At 46.6% G+C, this 26,677-nt stretch carries 22 protein-coding genes; 8 read left to right on the top strand and 14 right to left on the bottom strand.

Features of this window, described 5'->3' with window-relative positions:
* Positions 1 to 789, top strand: a 789-nt coding sequence (locus L0U88_RS17610) for a rhodanese-like domain-containing protein (RefSeq protein WP_255723177.1), incomplete at its 5' end; no start/stop codon positions are given.
* Here the strand turns inward: L0U88_RS17610 and L0U88_RS17605 are convergent.
* From L0U88_RS17605 to L0U88_RS17580, 6 genes are all read right to left on the bottom strand, one after another.
* A complete protein-coding gene (locus L0U88_RS17605; protein ID WP_234867680.1) occupies positions 764 to 1,429 on the bottom strand; it encodes a response regulator transcription factor in 666 nt (221 codons plus the stop codon). The genes L0U88_RS17610 and L0U88_RS17605 overlap by 26 nt on opposite strands.
* An 84-nt stretch (positions 1,430 to 1,513) precedes the next feature.
* The gene (locus tag L0U88_RS17600; RefSeq protein WP_234867678.1) at positions 1,514 to 2,449 is read right to left on the bottom strand and encodes a lysophospholipid acyltransferase family protein; all 936 of its coding nucleotides are present in this window, start codon (positions 2,447 to 2,449) and stop codon (positions 1,514 to 1,516) included.
* Between the two features lie 90 nt (positions 2,450 to 2,539).
* Entirely contained in the window at positions 2,540 to 4,141 is a 1,602-nt protein-coding gene (nadB, locus tag L0U88_RS17595; protein WP_234867676.1) for an L-aspartate oxidase, read from the bottom strand.
* The gene (locus L0U88_RS17590; RefSeq protein ID WP_234867674.1) at positions 4,138 to 4,818 is read right to left on the bottom strand and encodes a lysoplasmalogenase; all 681 of its coding nucleotides are present in this window, start codon (positions 4,816 to 4,818) and stop codon (positions 4,138 to 4,140) included. The genes nadB and L0U88_RS17590 overlap by 4 nt, the downstream gene beginning before the upstream one ends.
* Complete coding sequence (locus tag L0U88_RS17585; protein ID WP_234867673.1) at positions 4,818 to 5,597, bottom strand: hypothetical protein; 780 nt, start codon at positions 5,595 to 5,597, stop codon at positions 4,818 to 4,820. Before L0U88_RS17585 ends, L0U88_RS17590 begins: the two co-directional genes overlap by 1 nt.
* 27 nt (positions 5,598 to 5,624) lie before the next feature.
* The gene (locus tag L0U88_RS17580; RefSeq protein ID WP_234867671.1) at positions 5,625 to 6,587 is read right to left on the bottom strand and encodes an aldose 1-epimerase; all 963 of its coding nucleotides are present in this window, start codon (positions 6,585 to 6,587) and stop codon (positions 5,625 to 5,627) included.
* A gap of 39 nt (positions 6,588 to 6,626) precedes the next feature.
* Here L0U88_RS17580 and L0U88_RS17575 point away from each other — a divergent pair, with 39 nt between their 5' ends.
* Genes L0U88_RS17575 through ispG form a run of 4 tightly spaced genes read left to right on the top strand, consistent with a single transcriptional unit; the run spans position 6,627 to position 11,086 of the window.
* The gene (locus L0U88_RS17575; RefSeq protein WP_234867669.1) at positions 6,627 to 7,391 is read left to right on the top strand and encodes a penicillin-binding transpeptidase domain-containing protein; all 765 of its coding nucleotides are present in this window, start codon (positions 6,627 to 6,629) and stop codon (positions 7,389 to 7,391) included.
* A 22-nt stretch (positions 7,392 to 7,413) separates the two neighbouring features.
* Positions 7,414 to 8,412, top strand: a complete 999-nt coding sequence (locus tag L0U88_RS17570) for a vWA domain-containing protein (protein ID WP_234867667.1) — start codon at positions 7,414 to 7,416, stop codon at positions 8,410 to 8,412.
* Positions 8,409 to 9,029, top strand: coding sequence for a tetratricopeptide repeat protein (locus L0U88_RS17565; RefSeq protein ID WP_234867665.1), 621 nt, complete (start codon positions 8,409 to 8,411; stop codon positions 9,027 to 9,029). Before L0U88_RS17570 ends, L0U88_RS17565 begins: the two co-directional genes overlap by 4 nt.
* 44 nt (positions 9,030 to 9,073) lie before the next feature.
* On the top strand, positions 9,074 to 11,086 hold the full coding sequence (gene ispG / locus L0U88_RS17560) for a (E)-4-hydroxy-3-methylbut-2-enyl-diphosphate synthase (RefSeq protein ID WP_234867663.1): 2,013 nt from the start codon (positions 9,074 to 9,076) through the stop codon (positions 11,084 to 11,086).
* On the opposite strand, the gene L0U88_RS17555 is transcribed toward ispG, so the two are convergent.
* The 6 genes from L0U88_RS17555 to L0U88_RS17530 form a co-directional block, all read right to left on the bottom strand.
* Positions 11,083 to 11,640, bottom strand: coding sequence for a hypothetical protein (locus L0U88_RS17555; RefSeq protein ID WP_234867662.1), 558 nt, complete (start codon positions 11,638 to 11,640; stop codon positions 11,083 to 11,085). The two genes, ispG and L0U88_RS17555, sit on opposite strands and share 4 nt — an antisense overlap.
* Positions 11,641 to 11,804: 164 nt before the next feature.
* Complete coding sequence (locus L0U88_RS17550) at positions 11,805 to 12,887, bottom strand: hypothetical protein (RefSeq protein ID WP_234867661.1); 1,083 nt, start codon at positions 12,885 to 12,887, stop codon at positions 11,805 to 11,807.
* Between the two features lie 22 nt (positions 12,888 to 12,909).
* Complete coding sequence (locus tag L0U88_RS17545) at positions 12,910 to 14,253, bottom strand: vanadium-dependent haloperoxidase (RefSeq protein WP_234867660.1); 1,344 nt, start codon at positions 14,251 to 14,253, stop codon at positions 12,910 to 12,912.
* Between the two features lie 16 nt (positions 14,254 to 14,269).
* On the bottom strand, positions 14,270 to 15,802 hold the full coding sequence (locus L0U88_RS17540) for a vanadium-dependent haloperoxidase (protein ID WP_234867658.1): 1,533 nt from the start codon (positions 15,800 to 15,802) through the stop codon (positions 14,270 to 14,272).
* On the bottom strand, positions 15,799 to 16,731 hold the full coding sequence (locus L0U88_RS17535; RefSeq protein ID WP_234867656.1) for a hypothetical protein: 933 nt from the start codon (positions 16,729 to 16,731) through the stop codon (positions 15,799 to 15,801). Before L0U88_RS17535 ends, L0U88_RS17540 begins: the two co-directional genes overlap by 4 nt.
* A gap of 72 nt (positions 16,732 to 16,803) precedes the next feature.
* Positions 16,804 to 17,376, bottom strand: a complete 573-nt coding sequence (locus tag L0U88_RS17530; RefSeq protein WP_234867654.1) for a hypothetical protein — start codon at positions 17,374 to 17,376, stop codon at positions 16,804 to 16,806.
* A gap of 138 nt (positions 17,377 to 17,514) precedes the next feature.
* On the opposite strand from L0U88_RS17530, the gene L0U88_RS17525 reads away from it, so the two are divergent.
* The 3 genes from L0U88_RS17525 to L0U88_RS17515 are packed head-to-tail and all read left to right on the top strand — an operon-like array spanning position 17,515 to position 24,576.
* Positions 17,515 to 20,898, top strand: coding sequence for a methylmalonyl-CoA mutase family protein (locus L0U88_RS17525; protein ID WP_234867652.1), 3,384 nt, complete (start codon positions 17,515 to 17,517; stop codon positions 20,896 to 20,898).
* A 22-nt stretch (positions 20,899 to 20,920) separates the two neighbouring features.
* A complete protein-coding gene (locus L0U88_RS17520; protein WP_234867650.1) occupies positions 20,921 to 24,124 on the top strand; it encodes a WD40/YVTN/BNR-like repeat-containing protein in 3,204 nt (1,067 codons plus the stop codon).
* A gap of 8 nt (positions 24,125 to 24,132) precedes the next feature.
* Positions 24,133 to 24,576 (top strand): hypothetical protein, encoded by a 444-nt coding sequence (locus tag L0U88_RS17515; protein WP_234867648.1) that lies wholly within the window; start codon positions 24,133 to 24,135, stop codon positions 24,574 to 24,576.
* Here the strand turns inward: L0U88_RS17515 and L0U88_RS17510 are convergent.
* Both L0U88_RS17510 and L0U88_RS17505 read right to left on the bottom strand, forming a co-directional pair.
* Positions 24,564 to 25,631 (bottom strand): mandelate racemase/muconate lactonizing enzyme family protein, encoded by a 1,068-nt coding sequence (locus L0U88_RS17510; RefSeq protein WP_234867646.1) that lies wholly within the window; start codon positions 25,629 to 25,631, stop codon positions 24,564 to 24,566. The genes L0U88_RS17515 and L0U88_RS17510 overlap by 13 nt on opposite strands.
* Positions 25,628 to 26,677, bottom strand: coding sequence for an N-acetyltransferase DgcN family protein (locus tag L0U88_RS17505; RefSeq protein ID WP_234867644.1), 1,050 nt, complete (start codon positions 26,675 to 26,677; stop codon positions 25,628 to 25,630). The genes L0U88_RS17510 and L0U88_RS17505 overlap by 4 nt, the downstream gene beginning before the upstream one ends.

Raw genomic sequence — 26,677 nt, 5'->3', positions numbered from 1 at the left:
CTTTTTGACGGACTGCTATCTGGCTGCGCGGAAACTAAATTAAGGAACCGCCGTATACCGAACGGTACGTACGGTGGTGTGAGAGGACAGATAGCAAACAAATTGTTTGCTATCTTCCTACTCTATTACCTTCGCGCCATGAATACTAACCGGATCAATGTTGAAGAGCTCGATTCTTTAACAGAAAAAGAGCCCGTATTTATGTTGGATACAAGGCCAGCGAATGCTTTTGTGGAAGGGTTTATCCCTGGTTCCGTCAGTGCCGGAAGCAGTGGGAAGTATGATAAATGGATTGCGGAAAATATAGCTGATCCGTTGGTTGTATTAATAAGTGAAGCTGGAAATGAAGATGAAGCAATCGCTCGTTTTCAATCCGCTTTCCCATCCATTTCCTGGAAGGTGCTGGATGGTGGATTTGAAGCCTGGGAAAAGGCATCTTGTCCATTGGATATGATCATTGAAGTTGAAGCCGATGAATTGGCGCTGGATCTTCCACACGATCCTCATCTACAGGTAATTGACCTTCGTGGGGAAGAAGAATTTGAGGCTGCACATGTAACAAAGGCCCAGCACATACCATTGGCGGAACTAATTGATCTGGCCACGATTGCGAATTTTGATGAAGACCAGCAGTTGTATCTCCATTGCGGAGGAGGGCAGAGAAGCATTCTTGCTGCGAGTCTTATCAAAAAACAAGGAGTTCACAACCTTCGTGTGGTGGCAGGAGGTTTCGATGCTATTCAACGGGAAAAATCCATCCCTATTACACGGAAACCAAGCCATTCCTGATTGCAAAAGTTACCAGTCCCACACGTGTTTTGATATGTAGTTTATCAAACAGGGTATCGCGGTAGCCATCAATAGTACGAGGACTCAGGTACATTTTGCTGGCGATTTCTTTATAGGTCATTTCTGTACAGGCATACCGAAGGAATTCAATTTCCCGGTCATTTAACACGGCCAGGGGGTTCCGGTAGTCTTCAGAGTCACTGTCATCGTACTGGTTGATGGTGTGAATCAGGCGGCCTGTAACCAATTCTGAGTAATAATAGCCTTTAATCATGAGAGCTTCCATTGCAGCATTCAGATCAACCGGGTCACAATACTTCATAATATATCCTCTCACACCTGCTTTGAACATTCGGATGATTGCATTTTCAGTATCATACATGGAAAGTGCCAGTGTCCGAATATCCGGGTAATTTCTTTTTAACCAGCTAGCGGAAGCGTACCCATCCATTTCAGGCATATTCACATCCATCAAAACCAGGTCTGGTAAATTGGAAGGATTGATCATTTGAATCATTTCAGTTCCATTGGATGCCTGAAAGAGTACCTCAAACCGGTCAAAACTTTGAACGGTAGAGGCCAGTCCATTTCTTAACAAAACATGATCGTCCACCAGTACCACTTTGAATTTTTTGTCCATACTTGGTTGTTTTAATAATTGAGAAAACAGGTACAGATCAATAAGCTTACCGGTTAAACCGGTTGCAGGTGGTTTGGCAAAGGTTTATGGATGGACTGTTTCTTTGTAAGGATCAACAGCCTGGGAGGGAGCCGGAACCAGATCAATCCAACGGGCGGTATATTCTGGTTTCCAGGATTTTTTCCATCGTCGGTGGCTCCATAGCCACATATCCGGGTGTTGTTTAATGGTTTCTTCCAAAAAGTTTCTGTATCGGCGGGTTAATTCTCCTTCTTCTAAGCTGGATGGATTTTCTTCCGCAATTTCAACGTGGAGATAATAATAGCCTCTTTTGATCTTTGAAATACTTACAAATGCTACGGGTATATTTCCTGCACGCGCACCTTTCTCAGGACCGGGAATGAACGGGGTAGGATGTCCGAAAAAATTTAACCAGTAGGCCTGGTGAACTTTTGATGGCACCTGGTCTGCCACCAGTCCAAGCAGATATTGTGTGTCGCGGTAAGGAAACATGCTGTTCTTCATGTCTGTTGCAGGCAAGAGGATGGTACCGGTTTTGCTTCTGAGCTCGCGGAAAATTCTATCCATTGCCTTATTCTTAAGCGGCATATAGACTCCTAAGAGGGGGTGTTTGCAGTAGTAACCGTATGCCAGGTTTCCCAGTTCCCAATTAAAGTTATGTCCCATATGAACCTGGCAACGTAACCCTTTTTCGTAGAGCGTATTGAATTTGTCATACTCGCCCTGCATCCGGCTGGTTATGAATGACTTTCCGGCGGAAATGAGTTTGAGGGTTTCGATAAATGTATCAATAAAGTTGCGCTGGAATCTTTTCCGGATTCCCTTTCGCTCTTCGTCGGTCCTTTCCGGGAAAGCCAGGTATATGTTCTGGTCTATTACTTTTCTTCGGTATCCAGCAAGGTCGAAGATCAGCCAACCCAGCAAATCTCCCAGGGCATAAAGGATCCTCAACGGGATGAGTGATGCCAGGTAAAGAAATCCATATAGTAAATAATACATGTTGATTGGCTGTTTGTACAAATGTAATGGGCTGTTTCTCTCCCTCCAAGCAGGAAGGGGGGAGAAAAACACGGTATTTTCTGAAAACGGTCAGAGTACGATGTTTTGCAGAATCGGGCTCTTTTCCGGGTAATCGGTGTTAAAATGAAGTCCGCGACTTTCTTTTCTGAACTGGGCTCCCTTGACAATCAGGTAGGCAACCGTGATCATGTTTCGTAATTCGCAGAGTTGGGGAGAGAGGGTAGTACTTACATACAGTTTTTCAGTTTCTTCCCACAACAGATCCAGCCGCCGCATGGCCCTTTCCAGTCTGACATTGGTTCTTACGATACCTACATAATCACTCATCAGCAACTGCAGTTCCTTCAGGCTTTGCGTGATCAGGATCATTTCTCTGGGATCGGTTGTTCCGGCGCTGTCCCAATCCGGAATAAGCGCAGGGTCGATCGATGTTTGAGGTAATCGGGATGCATCTTCAAACGCCCGATGTCCGAATACCATTGCTTCCAATAAAGAGTTGCTTGCCAGTCGATTGGCTCCATGTAAACCGGTTGATGCACATTCTCCTGCAGCATACAGGCTTCGGATAGAAGTTCTACCCCATTCATCGGTTTTTATTCCACCACAACTATAGTGAGCAGCGGGTGCAACAGGTATCTGGTGTTGCGTGATATCTATCCCGATGGAAAGACATTTTTCGTAAATGTTCGGGAAATGATGAATGAATTTGTCTTTATCCAGGTGGCGGCAATCCAGGTAAACATGTTCAGTACCGGTGATTTTCATCTCGGAATCGATGGCGCGGGCCACAATATCACGCGGCGCCAGGTCCTTGCGTTCATCGTACCGTTCCATGAAGGCTTCTCCTTTTTTATTTCGAAGAATACCACCGTCACCCCTTACAGCTTCGGTTATCAGGAAAGCCTGACCGCCAACTCCGGGTTCATATAATGCTGTAGGATGAAATTGGATAAATTCCATATTCTCAATCCGGCCTTTGGCGCGGTAGACCATCGCCGTTCCATCTCCGGTTGCTATGGCAGGATTGGTAGTAGAGCGATAAACCTGACCATTCCCTCCAGTTGCAAGCAGGGTGGTTCCGGCGAGAATTTTTTCAATCTGGTTAGTATTGGTGTTGAGTGCGTAAACTCCATAGCACTGGATATCTGGAGTGCTTTTGGTAACCAGGTAACCCAGGTGGTGTTGGGTAATCAATTCGATAACGAACCAGTGTTTATGGAATTCTATGTTGGGGAATTGCTGCACCTTTTCAATCAGTGCCCGTTCCATTTCCTTTCCGGTAACATCTTTGTGATGCAGGATGCGGTATTCGCTATGCCCGCCTTCCATGCCCAGCATATAATCGCCATCAGCGTCTTTATCAAATTTGGCACCCCATTCAATGATTTCGCTGATCCGCTGTACCCCTTCTTTCACAACAATTTCTACAATTTTTTCATTGCAAAGCCCATCACCTGCAATCAGGGTATCGTTGATGTGTTTTTCAAAGCTGTCGTTTTCGAAATCGGTTACTCCCGCTATTCCGCCCTGTGCATATTTGGTATTGGTTTCATCTGCAGCGGCTTTAGTAACGACGGTAATTTTTTTATCGGGAAATCGCTCTGCCATTTTAAGAGCATAGGTGAGCCCGGCAATTCCGGATCCGATTACTAAAAAATCAGTTTGTATCATGAGATGCGGGAGATTGATTTAACAATGAATAATTGGGCCAGACCATACGTCAGCATGATACCAACACCCGCCAGGGGAAATGGTTGTATGAACTGGTTAATGGCAAGCAGGCTATCGGAAAGCACAAAAAGTGCAGCACCGCAAATCAGCAGCAGTGCAGGATTTTCGAATGGTTTTGCATATACATGAAAGGCGGATGCCAACATGCTGCCGATAGCAATGGCATATAATAAAACAGGAAGCCTGAGTTCATTTGGTAAGGTCCTGAAAAGCCAGGCATAAAGAAGGATTATATATACCAGTATTGAAATCAGCATCACCGGGTTCCAGCGGCCTGTGGTATTACAGCGTTTCCTGGCATTTAGAAAAATCCAGGTGTATAACAATTGTGCAAGCAGGAAGCTGGCTAATCCTGCCATAAAAAAACTGGAAGCCGGTTGCATGAGAAACACATCTCCCAGCCAGGAAAAAAACAGTGCCGCGATCACCAGCTTTCGAAAGGGAGCTCCCGGCACTGTTATGGAAATGAAATAAACGAGCAGCCAAACCATTAACAGGGGTTTCGTTACAAAACGTAACGTATCCCAGTTAAAAAAAATAGCCAGCAAATGGATTCCTAACAGTGTCAGGTAACCGATTTGCCAGCCATTTTTTATTGTAACTCCAGGTTGGTTCATTAATAGCGGATGATGATTTCCATCAGTTTGGGAGAATCCAGCGCAGCAACGATATCTCCTTTAAGTGTAACAGTTTTTTTGTCTGCAGAAATTACCGCCCTGGGATTACTAACTGATTTTACTTTTTTTGGAACTTTTACGGTCAGGTTCAGGCTCATATCGCCCATCATGGAAAGCATACCTTTGGATTCCTGGAGTTTGGGGTCGCTCATCAGGCTGTCATAGCGGGCCTGGTTCAATACCTTTTTGTATTCTCCATTGCTGAAAGTGACATCGTACATGGAATTAACCTTTTCAATTCCGCCGCCGCTGCTGGGAATAGGGGCCGGTTGATCCGGACCGGGTTGTTGCCCACCCAAATTCTTGAGTGATTTGCCCATGACATCCATTTCATTCATTGCCTTGGTTAGTTTATTAGCATCCGCAATGCTCTTGAAGGGGAAATTCATGTTGATGTTAAAAAGATTCTCCTTCATGTTCATCTGGAGTTGCAGTTTTCCGTTGCGAAGCAGGGCTTTATTTTCGGCACTCAACTCCTGAGCAGTGTCTACAATATCCTTCATCATAATGGTAGTGTCCATGGCTTTGTCCATACCATCTTTTTGCAGGTCTTCCGGAGAAGCAAAACCTTTCAGCATTTCAAATAACTGGCCCATATCGGTTCTGGCGGCCATTGTTCCTGAGCCATCTTCCCTGATTTCCACCTCTTCTTCAATCTGGATACAGGCGGTGAAGAGTACCGTTACCAGGAAAGTGAGCAGGAGTTTATACTTTTTCATTTCTGTGGTTTAAAATTTGAGAACAAGTTAATTGGTTTCTTTTGTATCTATTATATAATGCAGGGTCAGTGTTTTTGTTTGGCCCGGCGCCAGTTCTATCAAACCGATTCCATTATTAAAACAATTCGGCGCCGAACTCAGGTTTTCAATTGCAATGCTTTTCCGGTCTGGCGGCGTATAAATCTGCAGGTGAGGGTACTGTTCATCTGTAACGAACCGGATGGAAAGCCCGCTAGCCGGATGGCTCCACTCACACACCGGCTGTCCGCCGGCTGGATCCAGTAAAAAACAGTTGTCTAGCTCAGTATTTCCAAAAGGTTTGCTTGCATTGAATGTTTGATAAGGCAGTATTCTTCCGGTTGGAATCAATTGCTCGCTGAACTCCAGCATGCCTTTTGCCGGAAACCGGAGCCAGCAATCATTAATACTTTCGCTGAGTTGAAAATAGGGATGCCATCCGTCTCCCATAGGAATCGTTTGTTGATCACTGTTATGCAGCGTTGTCTGCACCTGGAGTGTATTTCCATGAAAGAGGGTATACAGAACCTGGCAGGTATACCGGAATGGATAACCGGGATCTTCTGCTTCATACTGATACTCAAATAGCACGGAAGCAAAGAATTCTGTGGTTTTTTGTTCCTTGACAGTAAAGCTTTTGTTGAACAGGAGTCCATGTATGGCAGATCCATCCGGAAATCGGTTGGCAAACTGGTATCGATGTCCTTCCCAGAGGTAGCTGCCATTTTCAATCCGGCAGGGGAAGGGAGATAATTTACTGCTCTTGTAACTGAGAGCCAGTTCCTTGTCAAGTTCGGCTTTATTGGAGTAATTATTTATTATGTTAACCGGGCCCATACCGGATTGAACTGTAAATGCATGCAGCATGGCTCCCTGTTCCGGGGCTATGGAAACGGTACAGGATAATTCATCATCATGCAGGTGAATCAGCTGGATACCTTTAAAGTTAGAATGGGTGATGCGAAATCTCATGGGACAAAACTACCTAACTTTGCGGCACAAATTTGAATTATGCGATATCTCCTTGGCTGGTTCCTGGTGTCCGTCTGTTTGGCATCCTGTTCTCCCAATAATGTTACCGAGGATGCAGGATTAAGAAAGTTACTGGAGGCGGAAAAGCTGGATGGTGTAATTGGAGTTTTTCACAACCTGAGCGGCGATTTTGTGTTGAGCGACCGAAAAGTATTCCGCGACTCGGCCGTGGTCCCTGGATCAAGTTTTTACATTGTCCAGTCGATGGTTGCAATAGAAACTGGACGTTTAAAGGATGAACAATCGGATATTAATGGCACCACACTGGAGCAGGCTTTTAAAGCCGATTCCCTGCATTTCTTTCAGGAACTGGCTGGTCGTATTGGTAAGGACACACTGCAGCGATGGATCGATACACTTGGTTATGCCCGGCGGTATGATACCCCGCGCATTGCCCAGTTGGATCGTTTTTGGATAGACAATTCCATCCGGGTTACAGCAGACGAGCAACTAGGAATTGTCAAGAAACTGTATTTTGACCAGTTGCCTTTTCAACGCAGAACACATGCTATTGTCAGCAATATGATGCTTGTGGAAGACTCCACTGAATATAAGCTGGCGTATAAATTTTCTGAAGGCAGCAACACAGATGGTACCCGCATTCTCTGGATACAGGGATGGAAAGAAATTCGGCAACACCCGCATTTTTTTGTTATCCAGTTGAGAACCAGGGAGGAAGGTGTTGATTTAAAAGCTGCCGGAAAAAGGATCATGGACCAGGTTTTGGCCGGCTTTTTGCCCTAAATTGCCATAAAACACCGAGCCCTTGTTTCGATTTGAACATCCATATTGGCTGGCTGCCCTGATCCTGGTACCTGTATTGGTCATTCTTTTTGTGAATGCGCAACGCATCCGAAAACAGAAGCTGGCCTTGCTGGGAGATCCTGGCCTGGTTAAGGCATTAACAGGGTCATTTTCCCCGGCTCGTCATATCCGAAAGTTTATCCTGGTGCTGGTTGCCCTGGTTTGTCTGGCACTGTCAATTGCCAACCCCCAACTCAAAGGCGCGAGCCTGGATCAAAGTCGCCAGGGATTGGATGTAATGCTGATCATGGATGTAAGCAAAAGCATGCTGGCGCAGGATATTAAACCTAACCGGCTGGAGCGGTCCCGTCAATTAACGAGCATTTTGATAGATCAGTTGTCAAACAACAGGCTGGGTATGATCTGGTTTGCCGGAAGAGCCTATCTCCAGATGCCGCTGACCACCGATTTATCCGCAGCCAAGTTGTTTTTACAGAATGCAGGTCCGGCTGCTGTTCCAACCCAGGGTACTGTAATCGGTGAAGCACTTAAGCTGGCCGGTAACTCCTTTAATACCAAGGAACAGAAATATAAGGCGGTAATCTTGATATCGGATGGCGAGGATCATGATCCGGAAGCACTGGAAGTAGTGGAGCGCCTGGTTGAATCTGGTGTTATGATCAATACGGTAGGTGTTGGCTCAATAGCCGGCACTACAATCATTGATCCCGAAACAGGTGAGACCAAAAAGGATGCGAATGGAAATGTGGTAATCAGCAAGTTAAACGAAGAACAATTAAGAAATCTGGCTGTGAAAGGAAATGGAACCTATGTGTACCTGCAGGATCCTTCTTCAGCAGCCCAAACCCTGCTTGCACAACTTGATGGGATTGAGAAAAAGCAACTGGAATCTTCTGATTCGGTTCAATACAATAGTTTTTTCTATGTCTTACTACTGTTGACTTTACTGCTCCTGATTACAGAAATATTTATTAGTGAACGTAAAACAGTATTGCAATGAGAGGAACTGCTTTTCTGATCATTCTTCTGATACTGGGCTTCCGGGGAAGTGCTCAGTCTTCCCATGTGCGGGAAGGAAACAAGCTGTTCCGTGAAGGCAAATTCGATGAAGCAGTTGAACGGTATGACAAAGCTCTGCAGGAAAATCCGGCAGACCTTACGGCGATGTACAACCGATCAAATGCACTTGCCAAAAAAGGCGATAAAACTGCTGCGATGGAAGGGTATGAAAAATTGATACAGGCGGGAAAGGATCCCAGGATCCTGGAAAAAGCCTATTATGATAAAGGTGTATTGCATCAGCAACAGCAACAGCTGGATGAAAGCATCCTGGCCTGGATGGAGGCTCTGAAACTGGATCCGGAAGACACCCAGGCCCGTGAAAACCTCCAGAAAGCGTTGAGGGAAAAGAAACAGCAGCAGGAACAGGAAGAGAAAAAGCAAGAAAATAAACAAAAGGAAAACAAGGAACAGGAGAAGCCAAAACCCCAGGAAAGCAAACTGAATAAAAAGCAGGTGGAACAGTTGTTGAAGGCACTTGAGCAGAAAGAGAAGGAGGTTCAGAAGAAAATGCAGCAAAAAGGCGGAAGTCCCACCCGACCTGAAAAAGACTGGTAACAACCAAGGGGTTTCGGTTGTTATCTTTGACTAAAATCGCACCAATGGAATTATACAGCGAATCGCTGACAGGTTATAAGAGACTGATTACAAAGGAGGTTCGGATTGGTGATCTGCTGCTTGGAAACGGGCATCCCATCCGGATTCAGACCATGACAACCACCGATACCATGGATATTGCCGGCACGGTTGCTCAATCCATCCGTTGTATTGAAGCCGGTGCAGAACTGGTAAGAATAACAGCTCCCAGTAAAAAGGAGGCGGAACAATTGCTCCTGATTAAGGAAGAATTACGCCGGCAGGGGTATAGTACTCCCTTAGTTGCAGATATTCATTTTACCCCTAATGCGGCCGAGATAGCTGCCAGGATCGTGGAGAAAGTTCGGGTGAACCCCGGGAATTACGTTGATAAAAAGAAATTTGAACAGATTGATTATACCGATGCAGAGTATGCGGAAGAGATCGAACGCATCCGCGATCGCTTCACTCCGCTTGTAAAGATTTGCAAGGAATATGGTACTGCCATGCGCATCGGCACCAATCATGGTTCCCTGAGCGATCGGATCATGAGTCGATATGGTGATACACCTATTGGCATGGTGGAAAGTGCGATGGAATTTTTACGGATTTCAAGGGATGAGAATTATCACAACATCGTACTGAGTATGAAGTCTTCCAATCCGCAGGTGATGGTGCAGGCGTATCGGTTGCTGATTCAGACGATGCAGTCAGAATTTGGAGAGATTTATCCATTACATCTGGGAGTAACTGAAGCTGGTGATGGAGAGGATGGCCGGATCAAATCTGCCATTGGTATTGGCACCCTGCTTGAGGACGGAATTGGCGACACTATACGGGTATCCTTAACCGAAGATCCTGAATTTGAGATACCGGTGTGTCGTGATTTGGTGAAACGATACAATAGCGGCAGTGAATTGCCGCCTGCAACTAATGGTCGGGTGCCCGGGATTGAGTCCGGTTCTTTGGGATATAATCCCTTTGAGTACAAACGCAGGGAAAGTTTTGCAGTTGATGTTATCGGAGGCAAGCAGGTTCCGGTAGTGGTTGCGGATTTGAGTGGGATAGATAAAATTCAGCCATCCGACCTGGTGGCGATTGGTTATACCTATGATGCGGTAACGGATAAATGGACGATCAGTGATGCAGCTGCTGATTTTGTATTTACAGGACACCAGTTGCTTGATTTTGCACTGCCGGGTTCCCTGAAAGTTATCTGTTATCCGGCAACCTGGATCGAAGCGGCTGATAAGACCAAGTATTTTCCGATTTACCAGGACAGCGGTTTTGTTAATGCTGAATGGAAAAGTGAGTTAATGAATTTTGTGATGGTGGATTGTTTCAATGATGAAAGTTCATTAAATGATTTTACCTGGCTGGATGAACTGGCTTCAGACAAAACAGTGGTGTTGTGTTTGAGTAGTACGAACCGTAATGCGATGCAATCGGTTCGTCGCATGATGATGGAATTGTTACAACGACGAATTCAGAATCCGGTGATCCTGATCACAGATAGCAAATGGAGTACTGTAGATGAGCACCTGATTCATTTTGCTACTGAAACCGGGGCGTTGTTGCTGGAAGGATTGGGTGATGGGATCTGCCTGGGTATTTCTTCGCGACAGCCAATGGCGAATGTACAGGTGAGTGGCAGAACCTATCTGCCTGTTTCGAACATGTACCAGTTTATGAACAACACAGCCTTCTCCATATTGCAGGCGACCCGCACACGGATTTCCAAAACAGAATATATTTCCTGTCCGAGTTGCGGACGCACTTTATTTGATCTGCAGGAAACAACAGCAAAAATCCGGGCAGTTACCAATCACCTGAAGGGAGTGAAAATAGCGATCATGGGCTGTATTGTGAATGGTCCGGGTGAAATGGCCGATGCGGATTTTGGTTATGTTGGCAGCGGTCCTGGCAAGATCACACTCTACAAGGGCAAAGAAGTGGTAAAACGCAGTGTCAGTAGTGAAGTGGCGGTAGATGAACTCATTCTGCTATTGAAAGAAAACGGGGCCTGGGTGGAACCTTAAAATCGTTTGAGAACAGCGCGCTGGTGACTGCGCATGCCATAGGTTTTGACTTTGGGTACGGTGCTGTCGCCGCCGCCTGTTATCACGATGGGCTTTTCCTGGAAATTGTAAAATTCAACCAACAGGCTATCTCCCTGCAATTCGTAACAATTCATGATGGTATTGCCTTCCACTGTAAAGGTTCCGCAGAAACGGGAGCCAATCAGGAACTGATCGAGTACGATACTGTTTCGTTCATCAATCAGCCAGTGGCCTCTTTCTTTGTTGAAGGGCTTTAAAATATAGGGTCGGTTATCCTGCCCTCCGGTGCCGTAAATAATTCTCCAGGTATATTGATCCGTACTGTCTGCAGGTAATATATGCAGTTCCATCTGCACACCCTGCCTTTGTTGCAGCCCCTGGTACCAGGTCATGTTCCCTTTCCATTTTCCAACCCAGGAGGTAGGGAAGGAGTCAGATCCGGTAGGTTTTTTTTGTGCTACCAGGTGAGGACTGGTCATCAGGGAAAGAATCAGTACCGATAAAAAAGAGAGGTATTTCTGTTGCAGCGTCATATGGTTCTGAATGATTTCCACAAATTCGGGAATATTTCATGCAAGGCATCATTCTTGTTACCAGAATTACGAAGATTTTTTATCTGTACTCTGAGAAAAAAAGAGGGCGTGATGTTCGCATCACGCCCAGCTTTTGTAACTCAACTGTAAAACCAAAAAAACAATTAAAACCTGATTGCATAGCCAAGATTGATGGCGTAATCAGCAAAAGCTGCATCCCCATGGCGATAGGTACCACTTGTGATGGAAGCTTCTTTGTCTGTTACGCTGCGGGTGCGGTTTCTTTCCAGTGCTACTGGAACTGTTAGAAAGAAAAGTGATTTTTTTTGTTGCAAAACGAGCCCGGGTTCAACGGATACAACATAACCTGGTCTGCGAAATCCTTTGCTGCCGCCGAGGATATCTTCCACTGGAATTCCTTCGATTCTTCCACCAATGCTTCCGGAAAGTCCTTTCAGCGTACCTATAAAATTGTACTGAAAGCCGATACGTGCCATATACTGATCCGCCACGCTCATGATGGATTCGTTGGCGAGAACCGGGCTGAGTGTTTCACGGTACGTACGGGTGCCGTTTACTTCCCGTGGATTCGAGAGGTAGAAAAAATTTCCATAGAGTCCGGCTAAAGGGGAGAAGTTATAGAAGCTGTTCAGTTCTACTGCGATCCCGGTTCCGCCGTCACCCAGTTGAATGGATTGATCCACCGGGCGAAGCTGAGCAGAGCCATTTGGTCCAACATTCTGAAAATAGTCCTCGTACTTATAATCGCCGGTTGGGAGTTTGAGTCCGGCTCCCAGCTGGAAATTCCCCTTGCTGTGTTTAGTGGGATCAATCATCCAGCGATAGGCCATAATACGCATATCGCCAATCCCGAAGGAACGTGAATTGTGACGTTCTGTTCGGCCATGTTCGTATAAGGAAGACCGCTTGTTCATTCCAATAGGCAATCCAACGAGGAGCGACCAGCGTGGATTGATTTGTTTGGAAACAGAGATATCCAGCAGGTGCTGCCAGTTGATTACTTCGGTATTTTCTTTCAGGCGTTCTTCCTGTTCCTCGCTGCCTTTAAAATGGCGAAAGGATTTGAAATAACGATAACCCATATTAAACTGCCAGGTACCTGCTTCAATCTGCTGGCCACTGACGTTACAACTGGAACCGCCACCGCGAATGGCTACGCAGCCCTGGGCATTTACTTTTGAAGCGATCGATATAAATGACAGAGAGGCGATTATGATTTTTTTCATGTCAATTCGTTTTGGTTGTTGTTTAGTTTTTTTTCATGGTTAGTTTTTTAACGATGAGTTCGCCTACACGTTTACCGGATTCACTGCCGAGATCATTGTCGAACCGGAAATGAATACCACCGTAAAGACGACTCATCGCAGCTTCAGCTGCTGCATCACGGAAGGATTTGATTTCGCGGTTAGCGATACCAAATTCAAGCAGGGAAGTGTCAGTAAATGCGAGGTTTTCTCCAAATACACTGCCCATGGTTTCAGCGGCAGCTGCAGAAACTGTGGCATGCCCGCTTGGGAAGGAGGGGAAGGGAGGAGTTTGGATATAAGGTCTCCACTCCGGGTCTACCAGTTGATTGATAACTGTTTCGGGCCGGATGTAGTTATACATGTACTTACCTTCCCAGCAACTGATAAAACCATCGAAGAGAGCAATCGCTGTTTTCGCATAACCGGTAACGGTAGTATTGAAATCTGCTCCGGCTTTTTGTGCAGCGATTCCTACAATATTCATCCAGTGTCCGGGAGGTGAGAACTTTTTGGTAGCAAACATTACGTGGCCGGTGACATTCATTTTGAACGGGTTATCATCCCAGAAATCAGCAATGTGTTTTTGTTCTTCGGTCAGGCTGTCCCCGATCAGTTTTACCTCCATCATAGCTTTGTAGAAAGCGCTGTTTTTGTTATTGGGTTCAAAATTTGGAGGAATTATTGCCCTGCAAACAGCAGCGCTGTCCAGCACAAATGGTCTGATCTCCATCCAGTGCGGCTCTACTGCCTGTGCATACATAGGTGGTGTAGGAACATAACGGCCTGGTTCCTCATTCACGGTATATCGGGTAGCGCTGCGGGTTTCGGCATAGTTGTCCTTTTTTGCCCAGCCCAGGATAGTAGCTACAACCGTATCGGAATAGGCGATGCTGCCGGAGATTTTTTCAGCAGGCATGCCTACACTGTCTGCGATATTCAGCAGCTGACCATAATAATCCATCAGGCTACCTTCGGGGAAAGTAACTGCGTTACCCACTTTGGTGAAGGCCAGCATGGCTGCCAATGGAAAATCAATCCGGCTGGTATCTTCTGGTGCTGGCATCTTTGGCATATGTTTGATTTGCTGGTAGAGTGATTGGTAATTTGCTGGGTCACCCGCTACTACTATTTCATAAGCAGCGATGGTGGCGTAAGCATAGTTCCGGCTGGCTACCATTGGTGCGAAATTGTTTTCCAGCACCACATCGTTCAGTTTTTTTACAGTTTTACTGAAAAGCACGGGATCGTGAATGGTACGTGCGTAGTCTTTTTTCGATTGGCAGGCACCCAATAAAAGAGTGAGTACTATTACCAAACCACTAATCAAGTTTTTTTTGCGATTCATATGTTGTTTTGTTTTTCTAATTTGATCCATCAGTCTGCCCTTTTTTTATCGCGAAACTTCCTATGGCTTCTCCACACCTTAAGCCAGCTTCAGAGTCGAACCGGTAATGAATGCCGCCATAAATCCTGGATTCAGCAGCTTCCAGCGCCATTGCTTCGTATTGGGCAGCTTTATCCGGGAAGATATATCCCAAAACAGTGGAAGCGGCTGCAGAAAAGGTGGAATGTCCGGAAGTGTAAGAGGGAAAATTCGGAAGACCGATGGTTTTAATCGAGGGATCAACCTGAGATGGGCGAGGATACCAGTAAAATGTTTTGGCATCCCAACAGCTGACACCTGCATCGAAAATGGCCATGTTCATTAAAGCAAGCGTACGTGCAGTGCGGAGTTCGCTGAATTTTGCTGCAGCAATAGCTTCACAGGCAATTTCGTTCCAGTGACCAGGGGGCGTATAAGTAGCGGCTCCATCGCTCCACAATTGAGCAATACGCCATACTTCTCCTGATTTTACCTCACTCATTTTCTTTACTTCTGCCAGCGCAGTTTTAAACTCTTCCGAATTTAATGCCGGTGGTGGTGGCGGACGAAGGGAATCACGCTGGGCAGTTGTTATCAGAAATTGTTTTACGTTTCCAAAGAGTGGCAGCATGCCTGGTCTTGCGGGAAACTCCAGACTTTTCCAGGGCATGGTGATACCACGGCCTATAGCAGCAGCTTCCAATTCTTTCCAGACTGTTGGATTACCGCCTGCCTGGCCCATTCCATCTGTTCTGTAACGGGCAAGTGTAGTTGCAGCAATCTGTGCAGCAATAGCTTCTCCCGCCCTGATATCGGAAGGAGATGCGAGTCCGGATACCAGTTTGGCTCTTTTTTGTTCTGCACGTTCTTGATCCAACATCACAGTGTCATTCGGGAACATTACTTTCAGGAGGCGGTATGCTACATCTGCAACCACCGCATCTTCGGAGGGATAAGAAGGAAGTGTTTCCTGTATGGGTTCCAGCGCTTCAACAGCGGGTGAATTGACTGCGGGAGCCATCCGGTTGTATTTGAATTTATAATGCCAGGTGGTAACCATTGCATCATAAAGCGCAACCTGCAGATAAGCATAGGCCCTGCTGGCATAAGGCGGATTGGCAAAAGGAAATTTAGGATAAACTCCTGGGTTCTGGGCATTTGGCGCCGGATATGTGCCATCCGGATTGGCTTCGGGTGGAATATTGTAAATCGCTACCAGTTCCCTGGCGATTTCATTCCAACGAATAATGCCACTGTTTTTCCATTTTTCAATGCTTTTTTTATCAGTTGAACTGATGGAGCGCTGTAAATCCTGGATTTCTGTTAGTTCCTGTTGATAGACTGCACTGTTTACTGCCAGCGGTTCTTCAATCAGTATTTCTGTGGGTGCAGCTAACAGGATGGGCTTCCAGTTACTACCGTTTTGATCAAGAGAAGCCGGTTCAAAATCGGGTAAGGATCGCTGTGAGATTTCTTTGGAACAGGCTGCCAGCAAAAACAGCGTTACTATTATTGAGATATGTTTGGTCATTGTTGCTTCTTTTGGAAAGGTTTAAAAACATATTGCAGTCCGGCCATCCAACCAAAGGATTTGCCCATATTTCTTCCGGCAATGGTTTGATCTGCCATGGCATTAATCGCCAATCCTTTGATTCCGGGAATCCAGAATAACCCGGTAAGTGCAACCGACTCCCGGTTCATACGGTTACCGGGGTAGGGCATATCGTTTCTGCGAATGTCGGAGCCACTGGTTGCGAGCGACCAGTTGTACTGCAGACCTACCCTTAAATGTTTATTGTCAAAACCGGCGCGAATGCTTCCATCCCATACATCGGGAATGGCCATCTCGTTGCTATAGTATTGGTCATCCGAGTAATAGGTTTCGCGGTCTACTTTGATTTTTCCTTTAGCTATATAGCCGGTTTGAACAGTAGCAAACCAGCCTTTATCCAGTTTGTAATGCCCAATAATACGTGCCTGTGCCGTGCTGGCTCCCAGTCCGATTGAATAGGGTAAAAAATCAGGAATATAATCGTTTACCGGGGTGGAAAATCCTATTGTTCCAAATGTGAGCAGTGTTCCTTTCCATACCCTGGATTTACTAAGCTGGATTTTTGCTTCCATCTGGAGGTCCTGCCAGCCTTTCATATGGGCCATATAACCAGCATCTGAGCTGTTGGAAATATGTGGTACAGTAGCGAATACAGCGATGCGATTGGTGATTCCATATCCAATCATCGGCATAAATTGTTTGGAGGTAAACTTTCCCACATTGAGATTTTCTCTGAGTCTTTTACCCTCCCAGTATTCGGTCCAGGTCATCTGACCATAATCGGCTACCAGACAAAGTTCTCCTTTAGTCATAGTGAAGCCGTCAAAAGCAGTTTGTGCGATAGTGTCCATGCTGCCAAAAAGCAGCGACGCGACAACTATCGTATTCTTAACAATACGATTCGTCATTTTGGTTGTGATTGCTGTGATTAGTTCATACTGCAGGACGCTATTGATGCACTGCAGCATAATTGAAAGAAATTAAACCGTCACAACAGCATCGGGAGGTTGTTCCTGGGGAGCTTTGGTGTACATGCAATCTTTAAGGATGTACAGATTGTAAGAGGACAAACGGGTAGTGAAAACCGGTTCAAAGCCATGAACCGACTCCGTTATCATATAATCAGAAAAAACATTTTTTAACGCGAGTATCGGTTTTGCAGGTGTATTGGCTTTGCCAGGTGCTTCCTGGATATCATTCACCAGTTGGAAAAACAGATCTCTTGCGTTGGTCAATGTTGTTGCCAGCGGGTTGGGGATACAACGCATTTCGAGGGAGTCGTTGTAAATGCGCCGCTCTACATATTGATAGGTGGTACCGTTAACGGTAACCGTTCCATTGGTGCGTTCAAAAATGGGAGAGTTGGTATAATACGGCAGCTGATCGATCGGGAGTTTGATCGTGATCAGGTTTTCTTCGTTGTAGTTTTTATTGTCAATCTGTTGGTTGAGCGACTGGTAAGAATGCTGTTCCAGCCAGGAAAAAACCGCACGATACCCCACTACATTGTAGAGGAGCATACCCGTCAGGAGTATGGCAGCTAGTTTTTTCACCGGCTCAATATAGGATTTTTTTTGATTTGTTAAATTCTTCAATGGTCGGGCGGTACCTGACTAGCGAAGAAAGCTAACGGGTGTTCGTAATTGGACTTGGCGTTGTAACTTTGGCAATCAATTGACAATGCTTGTTTTATGAGTAAACAACAGGAACCCAAAGTGAGGATCGTAACGGCTGCGGCATTATTTGACGGACATGATGCGGCGATTAACATCATGCGGCGGATACTGCAGGCAAAAGGAGCGGAGATCATACACCTGGGACACAATCGTTCGGTACATGAGATTGTGGAGGCGGCTATTGAGGAGGATGTGCAGGGGATCGCAATCACCAGTTACCAGGGCGGACATGTGGAGTTCTTCAAATACATGAAAGACCTGCTGGATCAGAATGAATGCGGACATATAAAAATATTTGGCGGCGGTGGAGGTACCATCCTGCCGGAAGAAATCCGGGAATTACACCAATACGGTATCACCCGGATTTATTCACCGGATGATGGCCGAAAAATGGGACTGGAAGGGATGATTGAAGATGTGATCAGCCAGTGCCGGTTTTCATTGAATGGAGCCAACTATTCCAAGCCAATGGGGTTGGGTGAAGTGAAGGATGTAAGAGTCATTGCAAGGAAGATTACAAGAGCGGAGGAAAGGAGAAAGGAGGAGGGAGGAATGGAAGAGGGAGGAAAGGAGGAAAGGAGGAAGGGAGGAAAGGAGGAGGGTAGTGCTCCGGTGATTGGGATTACGGGAACGGGAGGAGCCGGGAAATCTTCTGTTACGGATGAGTTGGTGCGTCGTTTTTTAAACCGCTACGAAGACAAGACCATTGCAGTTATTTCCGTAGACCCTTCCAAGAAAAAAACAGGGGGCGCTTTGCTGGGGGATCGTATCCGCATGAACAGCATTTCATCGCCGCGGGCTTATATGCGATCACTGGCTACAAGAGATGATAATGTGGCATTAAGTGCATCGGTTCAGGATGCGATCGATATTGTCAAAGAAGCCGGATTCGACTGGATCATTTTGGAAAGTGCCGGTGTAGGCCAGTCAGATGCATCCATCCTGGATTATTGCGATTTAAGTCTCTATGTGATGACACCCGAATACGGGGCAGCATCACAATTGGAAAAAATCAACATGCTGGATTATGCAGACCTGATCGCCATCAACAAATTTGATAAAAATGGCGCGCTCGATGCCCTGCATGATGTGCGTAAACAATACAAACGCAATCACCAGCTCTTTAGCGCTAAAGATGAAGAAGTTCCCGTAGTCGGAACCATCGCCGCGCAGTTCAACGACGCCGGCGTGAATGAACTCTTTGAGAAACTGGTGCAGGTGGTAAAGCAGAAAACAGGTATTTCCCTGGGAGAAGAGAAAGCAGCTATTCCTCACCGTGATACCGTTCAGCAATCCATGGTGATCCCACCGAAACGGGTTCGTTACCTGGCAGAAATCGCTGAATCCAACCGCGCCTACAATCAATGGGTGGAAGCACAACGCGCAATTGCCAGCAAACTATATCAGTTAGCGGGAGTGATGCAGGAGCCAGGGCTGGATGGTGTTTCAGAACTACAGTCGCTTCGAAAAAAATACGAAGAATCCCTGCATCCCGATTGTAAAAAACTACTGGAGAACTGGAAAGGGTTGGTGGATGCCTACAACAAGGATTTTTTTGAATACCAGGTTAGAGACAAGGTGATTCGTCAGCCATTGACCAGTCTTTCATTGAGCGGAACAAAAATTAAAAAAGTGGTGTTGCCCCGTTACCAGGATTGGGGTGATATTCTTCGCTGGCAGTTACAGGAAAACCTGCCGGGATATTTCCCTTATACAGCCGGTGTGTTTGAATTGAAACGCCAGGGCGAAGATCCAACCCGAATGTTCGCAGGAGAAGGTGGTCCGGAGCGTACCAACAAACGCTTCCACTACGTATCGCAGGAACAGCCTGCCAAACGATTGTCTACCGCATTTGATTCGGTTACTCTTTATGGTGAGGATCCTGCAGTACGCCCTGATATTTATGGAAAAATCGGCAATAGCGGAGTAAGTATCGCAACAGTCGATGATGCGAAAAAATTATACAGTGGCTTTGACCTCTGTGATCCGCGTACTTCTGTGAGCATGACGATTAATGGTCCGGCTCCGATCATTCTTGCCTTCTTCATGAATGCGGCGATCGACCAGGTTGCTGAAAAATGGATCTCCGCCAATGGCGGGTATGATCAGTGGATCAAACCGGTTCTGGAGAAAAAATACCAGCATCTGCAGAAGCCGATTTATTACAATCCTTCATCACCGGAACGGTTACCCGAAGGACATAATGGATTGGGATTGGCATTACTTGGGCTCAGTGCGGAAGAAGTGCTTCCGATTGAAACCTATAATCAATTGAAAGCGGAAGCGCTGAGCCAGGTTCGGGGAACGGTACAGGCAGATATCCTGAAGGAAGACCAGGCGCAGAACACCTGTATTTTCTCAACAGAATTTGCGTTAAAACTGATGGGGGATGTGCAGGAGTATTTCATCAAACAGAAGGTTCGGAATTTTTACAGTGTCAGCATCAGTGGATATCATATTGCGGAAGCAGGTGCCAACCCGATTACCCAGTTGGCCTTCACGCTGGCGAATGGATTCACCTATGTTGAATATTACCTCAGCAGAGGTATGCATATTGATGATTTCGCTCCCAATCTGAGTTTTTTTTTCAGTAATGGTATGGATCCGGAATACAGTGTGATTGGACGGGTAGCGCGTCGGATCTGGGCCAAGGCCATGAAGGAAAAATACAAAGGCAATGACCGCAGTCAAAAACTAAAATACCATATTCAGACTTCCGGACGATCACTGCACGCGCAGGAGATCGATTTCAATGATATCCGGACTACACTGCAGGCCCTGTATGCCATTTATGACAACTGTAATTCCCTGCATACAAATGCCTATGATGAAGCGATCACTACGCCAACGGAGGAAAGTGTACGCCGCGCGATGGCCATCCAGCTCATCATCAATCGTGAACTGGGGTCGGCGAAAACAGAGAATTTTATCCAGGGTTCTTTCCTTATTGAGGAAATGACAGATCTGGTGGAAGAAGCGGTATTGGCGGAGTTTGACCGTATTTCCGAAAGAGGTGGCGTGTTGGGTGCGATGGAACGCATGTACCAGCGAAATAAGATCCAGGAAGAAAGTCTGCATTATGAAACCCTGAAGCATACGGGTGAATTGCCGATCATAGGGGTAAATAGCTTTCTGAATAAAAAAGGTTCCCCAACGGTCATTCCGGGAGAAGTGATCCGTAGTACCCGGGAGGAAAAAGAACAGCAGATCCAGCAATTGCAGGCCTTCTGGAAACGGAATGAAAACAAAGCTGGTCCGGCATTAAAGCGACTAAAAGAAGTGGCGGTGGCCAACGGGAACCTGTTTGAGGAGTTGATGGAAACGGTGAAATACTGTTCACTCGGACAAATTACACATGCTTTATACGAAGTTGGTGGTCAGTATCGCAGGAATATGTAGTTTAGGTGTCTGACATCTAACCATGAGAAAATTACTGTTACTGACCCTGGCACTGGGTGCAATTACCGGCCAGGCACAAACGAAGAAAAAAGCAGCACGCGCTACTGCGGCAGCTCCATCAGCAACCCCGGTTTCCCTGGATGAACGCTTCCGGACGGTGAAATTCCGGAACATCGGACCCTTTCGGGGCGGTCGATCGGTTGCTACCTGTGGGGTTCCCGGAAACGATAAAACTTATTATATGGGCACCACCGGTGGGGGACTCTGGAAAACCACCGATGCAGGTATCAGCTGGCAGAATATTTCCGATGGCTATTTCGGAACAAGTTCAGTTGGTGCTGTAGCAGTGGCTGAATCCGATCCCAATGTAGTGTACGTAGGAATGGGTGAACATGCGCCCCGTGGTGTGATGACATCTTATGGTGATGGTGTTTACAAAAGCACGGATGCAGGGGTTACCTGGAAAAAAATCGGGTTACCGGAGAGCCGGCAGATCGCAGCCATCCGAATCCATCCCAAAAATGCCGATCTGGTATATGTGGCTGTGCAGGGAGCGTTGAATGGTCCGTCTGAAGAGCGAGGCATTTACAGAACGGATGATGGCGGTACCACCTGGAAAAAGATTCTCTATATTAACAGCAGTACCGGATGTTCAGATCTCAGCATGGATATGACCAATCCGAGGATCTTATATGCGGCCATGTGGGAGCATCATCGCCTTCCCTGGGAAGTAAAAAGCGGAGGCCCGGGCAGTGGGTTGTATAAATCTACCGATGGTGGGTTAACCTGGAACAAACTGGATCAGGGAATACCGGCTGAATTGGGTAAGATGGCGATCGAAGTATCGCGCAGCAATCCGTCTAAAGTATATGCACTCATTGAAAGTGATACCGAAAAAGAGCTGGGTGGCTTATTTGTATCCGAAGATGGTGGTGCTTCTTTTAATCGTGTCAGTAAGGATCACCGGTTAACGACCCGTGCCTGGTATTATATCGAGCTGGCGGTGAATCCACAGAATGAAAATGAAGTGCATGTGCTGGGGGCAGAGTGGGTAAAAAGTATTGATGGAGGAAAGTCCTGGAGCAATTTTCATACAGCCCATGGCGATTACCACCAGTTATGGTTCAATCCCTCCAACCCTTCCAATTTTGTGATGGCGGATGATGGTGGAGCATCTATCAGCTTCAATGGAGGTAAAAGTTTCAGTCCGCTTGATAATCAACCCACCGCACAACTCTACCGGATCAATGTGGACAATCAGTTTCCCTATCGCATTTATGCCGGACAGCAGGATAATACTTCCCTCGTAATCGAGAGCCGGAATCTCTGGGGTGGAAACATTGGGGAACGTAACTGGTTTTATTCCGCCGGAGGAGAAAGTGCCTTCCTGGCATTTGATCCGGATCAGCCGACTTATGTGATGGGAGGGAGTTACCAGGGAACCATCGAATTATTGAATCAAAAAATCAGTGAAGGTAAAGGGGTGATGGTAGTGCCGTTGCAATACCAGAGCATTATGCCCAAGCGGATGAAATATCGGTTTAACTGGAATGCACCAATTGTATGGTCGAAGGCCGATGGCGGAAGTTTTTATCATGCAGGCAATCGCCTGTTTAAGACGTCCAACCTGGGTAAAACCTGGACCGTTATTTCTCCGGATCTGACCCGAAATGATACTACCAAAATGGGTAAGAGTGGAATACCCTATACCAATGAAGGAGCGGGAGGTGAGAATTATGGAACGATCGCTTATGTGTCAATATCCACAGATGGCCAGGTAATCTGGACCGGCAGTGACGATGGTTTCGTGCATGTATCGCGCGATGGTGGTGCCAACTGGAAAAATGTAACGCCAGCCGGTTTACCGGAATGCCTGGTTAATAGTATTGAAGTATCGCCACACAATCCGGCTACTGTATATATCGCCTGCACGAGATATAAAATGAATGATTTATCACCCATGCTGTATCGCAGCGATGATTATGGAGCCAGCTGGAAAAGAATTGATGCAGGTATTCCCGTTGGCGCTTTCACCAGGGTGGTAAGAGAAGATCCTGTTCAAAAGGGACTGTTGTTTGCAGGAACTGAAACGGGTCTTTTTGTTTCCTGGAATAACGGAGACGCCTGGACGAAATTACAACTGGGTTTACCGGTTACCCCTGTTACCGATTTGAAAATCCACCAGGGTAACCTGATCGCTGCCACCATGGGAAGATCCTTCTGGATACTGGATGATCTGTTTATGGTCCGGTATTCAACAGTCCTGGCGGATACCAGTTCCGCAAAATTGTTTGGGGTGGAGAAAGTGTATCGGGTAGGAGGAGGAAGTGCGCTGAATGCTCCTGGAAGTACAGACGATCCAAGGCCTACGACACCCTCTAATGAAGGTGTAAATGCTCCAACCGGGGCAGTATTTTATTATCAGTTGCCAGCCGGGATAGATTCAGCGGTATTGACATTAGAGATCCGTGATGGCCGCGGCAGACTGGTGCGTTCTTATGCAAGCAAGCCGGATTCGACATTTGTGGAATATGCAGGCGGACCTTCCCCCGATCCATTGTTGCCCAAACGCGCGGGACTTAACAGGTTTGTCTGGAATCTGCGCCATGCCACTTATCCGGGAGTACCTACGGCATATATTGAAGGCAGTTGGGATGGACATCGCGCAGCACCTGGGAAGTATGAGGCCGTACTGAAAGTTGGTGGCACTGAACAGCGGCATGCGTTCACAATAGTAGCTGACCCAAGAATTGAAGCGAGCCAGGCGGAATATGAAGAGCAGGATGAATGGCTAACAAAAGTGGAAGATGGCTTGCGGGATATCCATGGGGCGGTAAATAAAATGCGGGTTGCCAAAAAACAGGTGGCTGATTTACTCCAGCTGATTGGCGACAAGCCTGCTTATGCCGAACTGAAACAATCCGCTTCCAGTCTGCATGCGCGGATGGAAAAATGGGAAGAAGAATTGATTCAGAACCGCAGCCAGAGTTATGACGATATCATCAATTTTGTAAACAAACTCAGCGCGGATTATTTCTTCCTGAAAGGCGAAATGGATACCAATATTCCATTTGTAACAGACGGACAAAAAGAACAATTCAAAACATTGGAAGCTACCTGGAAGCCGCTGAAAACGGAGTATACCAGTATAGTAAATACATTGCCTGCACTCAACCAGCTCTGCCGTAAACTGGGTATTGAACGGGTAATGATGCCGTTAGATTAGAAGTATAAATGGAAAAAAAGAAACCATCCTTTGATGTGGTAAATGAGGTGCTGGAAGATTGTATACTGGCTTATCCGGTGTCTTCTTTCATCATCAGCCTGTACAAACAATACCTGCAAAGAGGAAGTCTGAGTAAAAAACAGTTACAGGGTTTATACGGAAAGGCCTCGAAAATCGAAGGCCTTTCCCCCGGTAAACTGGCCACCCTGGAGGCATTGATTCATAAAATGCCCACACGGATAAAGTCGGTTGTGCCTCCCCGTGATAGCAAACCAGAGCCGGAGAAAGATGAGGTCGCCGGAGAATTAATCAGTGTCATCCTGGAAAAAGTTCCTGAACACAAGCGGGTAGTTTTTCTGAAGACCAGGTTTGATAGCAATGATGCTTTGACTCCTACTGAAATGGCTGATTTGAAACGAATCGCCAAAGCCCTGGGAATTCAGGTCAACTGACAACCAAATCCCGGAGCATTAAGTGGTATTAAACAACCGTTCTCAATTCGGAATCCACCGGTAATAATATCGTTGCTCAATTCCAGGCTTCCATCCAGGTCGAGGTAGCGGGTATTGGGACAGGAAAGGGCTACATGCAGCGCGGCAGTGATACTTAATTTAGTTTCATCGTTGCAACCCCAGAACAACTCAATGCCTCCCTGTTGTGCGAGCAGGGCAATTTCCTTTGCTGCCCGGATGCCGCCACATTTCATCAGTTTGATATTGTAGACGCCATAACGTTGAGGTGTATGCGCCAACTGGAAAGCGGCGGAAGCATCGAGTAGGGATTCATCTGCAACTAAAATTGCTCGATGATGAGCGGCTAATTGCAGCAGTTCTTCATCGGCAGCAGCAGGCAGGGGTTGTTCAATCAGCTCAATGCCGGCCTTTTCGGCGCCTGCGAGAAATCGTTTCAATTGGGGGAGATCATATCCCTGGTTGGCATCCACCCGCAATTGAATAGCCGGTCCCGCCATTTCCCTTAGCCGAATCATTCGTTCGAGGTCCAGTTCTACATCCACGCCTGTTTTAATCTTGAGAATTTGGAAGCCCATATCCAGGTATTCCCTTGCATCGGCCAATGTTCCTGCTATATCCTTGATGCCGATGGTAACGGAAGTTGGTATCGGTTTAATTTTTTGTCCGTAGAATTCCAGCACCGGTATACCCAGGAATTTTCCAAAAGCATCGTGCAGTGCAAGATCAACCGCGGCCAGGGATCCGGGCAGGTGGTTAAAATGAACAGAGGCTTCATCAATCAGTTGATTAAAGTGACGGATATCCCTGCCAACAAAACTATCCAGGAAACCGGATTGCAAATGGCGAAGGGTGTCTGCGGGGTTTTCTCCCACCACCTCTTCAAAGGGACTTGCTGCACCCAGCCCGATAATGCCGTTTTCCAGTGTCAGTTCCAGGAAAACGATGGCTGCATCTGAACTGGTGCTATAGGCAATTGAGTATGGTTTCGAGAGTGGGATATTCTCCAGCCAGGCGCGGTAAGAATGAATTTTCATAGGATTGTCTTTAAAACCGGCAGCAGCTTTTGCACTCCTTCCTGTAAAGGGAGCAGCACAGGCAGGTTCAATTCCGCTTCCAGTGTTCGTTGAAATTCATAGGCTTCTTCCGTGGAGCAATCTTCCGTATTCAGCGCAACGGCAATAACGGTGGAGCCATAGTGCCGGATCAGTTCGATTTCAGATTGTACAGATGGAATTGCTCCCCATGCGGGTGTATGTTCGAAATGGGTTCGTTTCGGGGCATGTACCAAAACGGTGTATTTGGCATTGCCTGAAACCAGGAATTCGGAGCCGGCCGGACCGCTTGGATTCCGGAGGGCTGATTGTCCTTCCAGCAAAATGATGTCGGGACTTGTTTCCTTCCAGCATTGCAGAATAGCATGTTCCAGTTCACCGGAAATAAAATCATTCAGGGTAGAATCGAAAATGAATCCATATTGGCCGCCCTGTAGCCAGCCTGTTTGTCCCGTATAAATCATTTGTGCCCTTATGCCCTCCGCTTCGCATGCCTGACGTATCAACCGGCAGGTAGTTCTTTTGCCCATCGCACAGTCCATGCCTAACACTGCAATAATGGGTGCTGCAACGGAAAATATGTCTCCTGACCAGAAATGAAGAGCTGCTCTTTTTTTGGGCCTGCGGATATCAATAAGTTCAACTCCATATTCCGCAGCTAACGCTACCAGGTTGGGGCGTTCATTCAGGTAATCATGCAATCCATTTACAACTGAAATCCTATTTTGAATGGCGGTTTCAATTATGCGTAAAAAGTCGGGAGGCAGAATACCTCCTACGGTAGCTACGCCAATGATACAATAACGGAGATCATTATGCGCTGACATTGCTGCATCCAGGTCAGCATATACAGGGATACCGCGGTGCTTACCATCCAGAACCTCTCCTGCATCTCTGCCCGCCTGTTTAAAATCGATAATGCCGGCAACCTCAAATCGTTCGGTTCCGCGAATAAGTCCATGTGCTGTTTTGGCATCTGAATGGTCCAGTAATCCATTCGTAATCACCATTGCTTTTGGTCGGTTCAT

This window comes from Flavihumibacter fluminis (assembly GCF_021491375.1).
Lineage (GTDB): Bacteria > Bacteroidota > Bacteroidia > Chitinophagales > Chitinophagaceae > Flavihumibacter > Flavihumibacter fluminis.
This window is presented reverse-complemented; position numbering and strand designations above follow the sequence as displayed.

What these genes read in the sequence shown, in the direction of transcription:
- L0U88_RS17605 (WP_234867680.1), bottom strand. Translation starts at nt 1,429, where the DNA reads ATGGACAAAAAATTCAAAGTGGTACTGGTGGACGATCATGTTTTGTTA.
- L0U88_RS17600 (WP_234867678.1), bottom strand. Translation starts at nt 2,449, where the DNA reads ATGTATTATTTACTATATGGATTTCTTTACCTGGCATCACTCATCCCG.
- nadB (WP_234867676.1), bottom strand. Translation starts at nt 4,141, where the DNA reads ATGATACAAACTGATTTTTTAGTAATCGGATCCGGAATTGCCGGGCTC.
- L0U88_RS17590 (WP_234867674.1), bottom strand. Translation starts at nt 4,818, where the DNA reads ATGAACCAACCTGGAGTTACAATAAAAAATGGCTGGCAAATCGGTTAC.
- L0U88_RS17585 (WP_234867673.1), bottom strand. Translation starts at nt 5,597, where the DNA reads ATGAAAAAGTATAAACTCCTGCTCACTTTCCTGGTAACGGTACTCTTC.
- L0U88_RS17580 (WP_234867671.1), bottom strand. Translation starts at nt 6,587, where the DNA reads ATGAGATTTCGCATCACCCATTCTAACTTTAAAGGTATCCAGCTGATT.
- L0U88_RS17575 (WP_234867669.1), top strand. Translation starts at nt 6,627, where the DNA reads ATGCGATATCTCCTTGGCTGGTTCCTGGTGTCCGTCTGTTTGGCATCC.
- L0U88_RS17565 (WP_234867665.1), top strand. Translation starts at nt 8,409, where the DNA reads ATGAGAGGAACTGCTTTTCTGATCATTCTTCTGATACTGGGCTTCCGG.
- ispG (WP_234867663.1), top strand. Translation starts at nt 9,074, where the DNA reads ATGGAATTATACAGCGAATCGCTGACAGGTTATAAGAGACTGATTACA.
- L0U88_RS17555 (WP_234867662.1), bottom strand. Translation starts at nt 11,640, where the DNA reads ATGACGCTGCAACAGAAATACCTCTCTTTTTTATCGGTACTGATTCTT.
- L0U88_RS17550 (WP_234867661.1), bottom strand. Translation starts at nt 12,887, where the DNA reads ATGAAAAAAATCATAATCGCCTCTCTGTCATTTATATCGATCGCTTCA.
- L0U88_RS17545 (WP_234867660.1), bottom strand. Translation starts at nt 14,253, where the DNA reads ATGAATCGCAAAAAAAACTTGATTAGTGGTTTGGTAATAGTACTCACT.
- L0U88_RS17540 (WP_234867658.1), bottom strand. Translation starts at nt 15,802, where the DNA reads ATGACCAAACATATCTCAATAATAGTAACGCTGTTTTTGCTGGCAGCC.
- L0U88_RS17535 (WP_234867656.1), bottom strand. Translation starts at nt 16,731, where the DNA reads ATGACGAATCGTATTGTTAAGAATACGATAGTTGTCGCGTCGCTGCTT.
- L0U88_RS17525 (WP_234867652.1), top strand. Translation starts at nt 17,515, where the DNA reads ATGAGTAAACAACAGGAACCCAAAGTGAGGATCGTAACGGCTGCGGCA.
- L0U88_RS17520 (WP_234867650.1), top strand. Translation starts at nt 20,921, where the DNA reads ATGAGAAAATTACTGTTACTGACCCTGGCACTGGGTGCAATTACCGGC.
- L0U88_RS17515 (WP_234867648.1), top strand. Translation starts at nt 24,133, where the DNA reads ATGGAAAAAAAGAAACCATCCTTTGATGTGGTAAATGAGGTGCTGGAA.
- L0U88_RS17510 (WP_234867646.1), bottom strand. Translation starts at nt 25,631, where the DNA reads ATGAAAATTCATTCTTACCGCGCCTGGCTGGAGAATATCCCACTCTCG.
- L0U88_RS17505 (WP_234867644.1), bottom strand. Translation starts at nt 26,677, where the DNA reads ATGAACCGACCAAAAGCAATGGTGATTACGAATGGATTACTGGACCAT.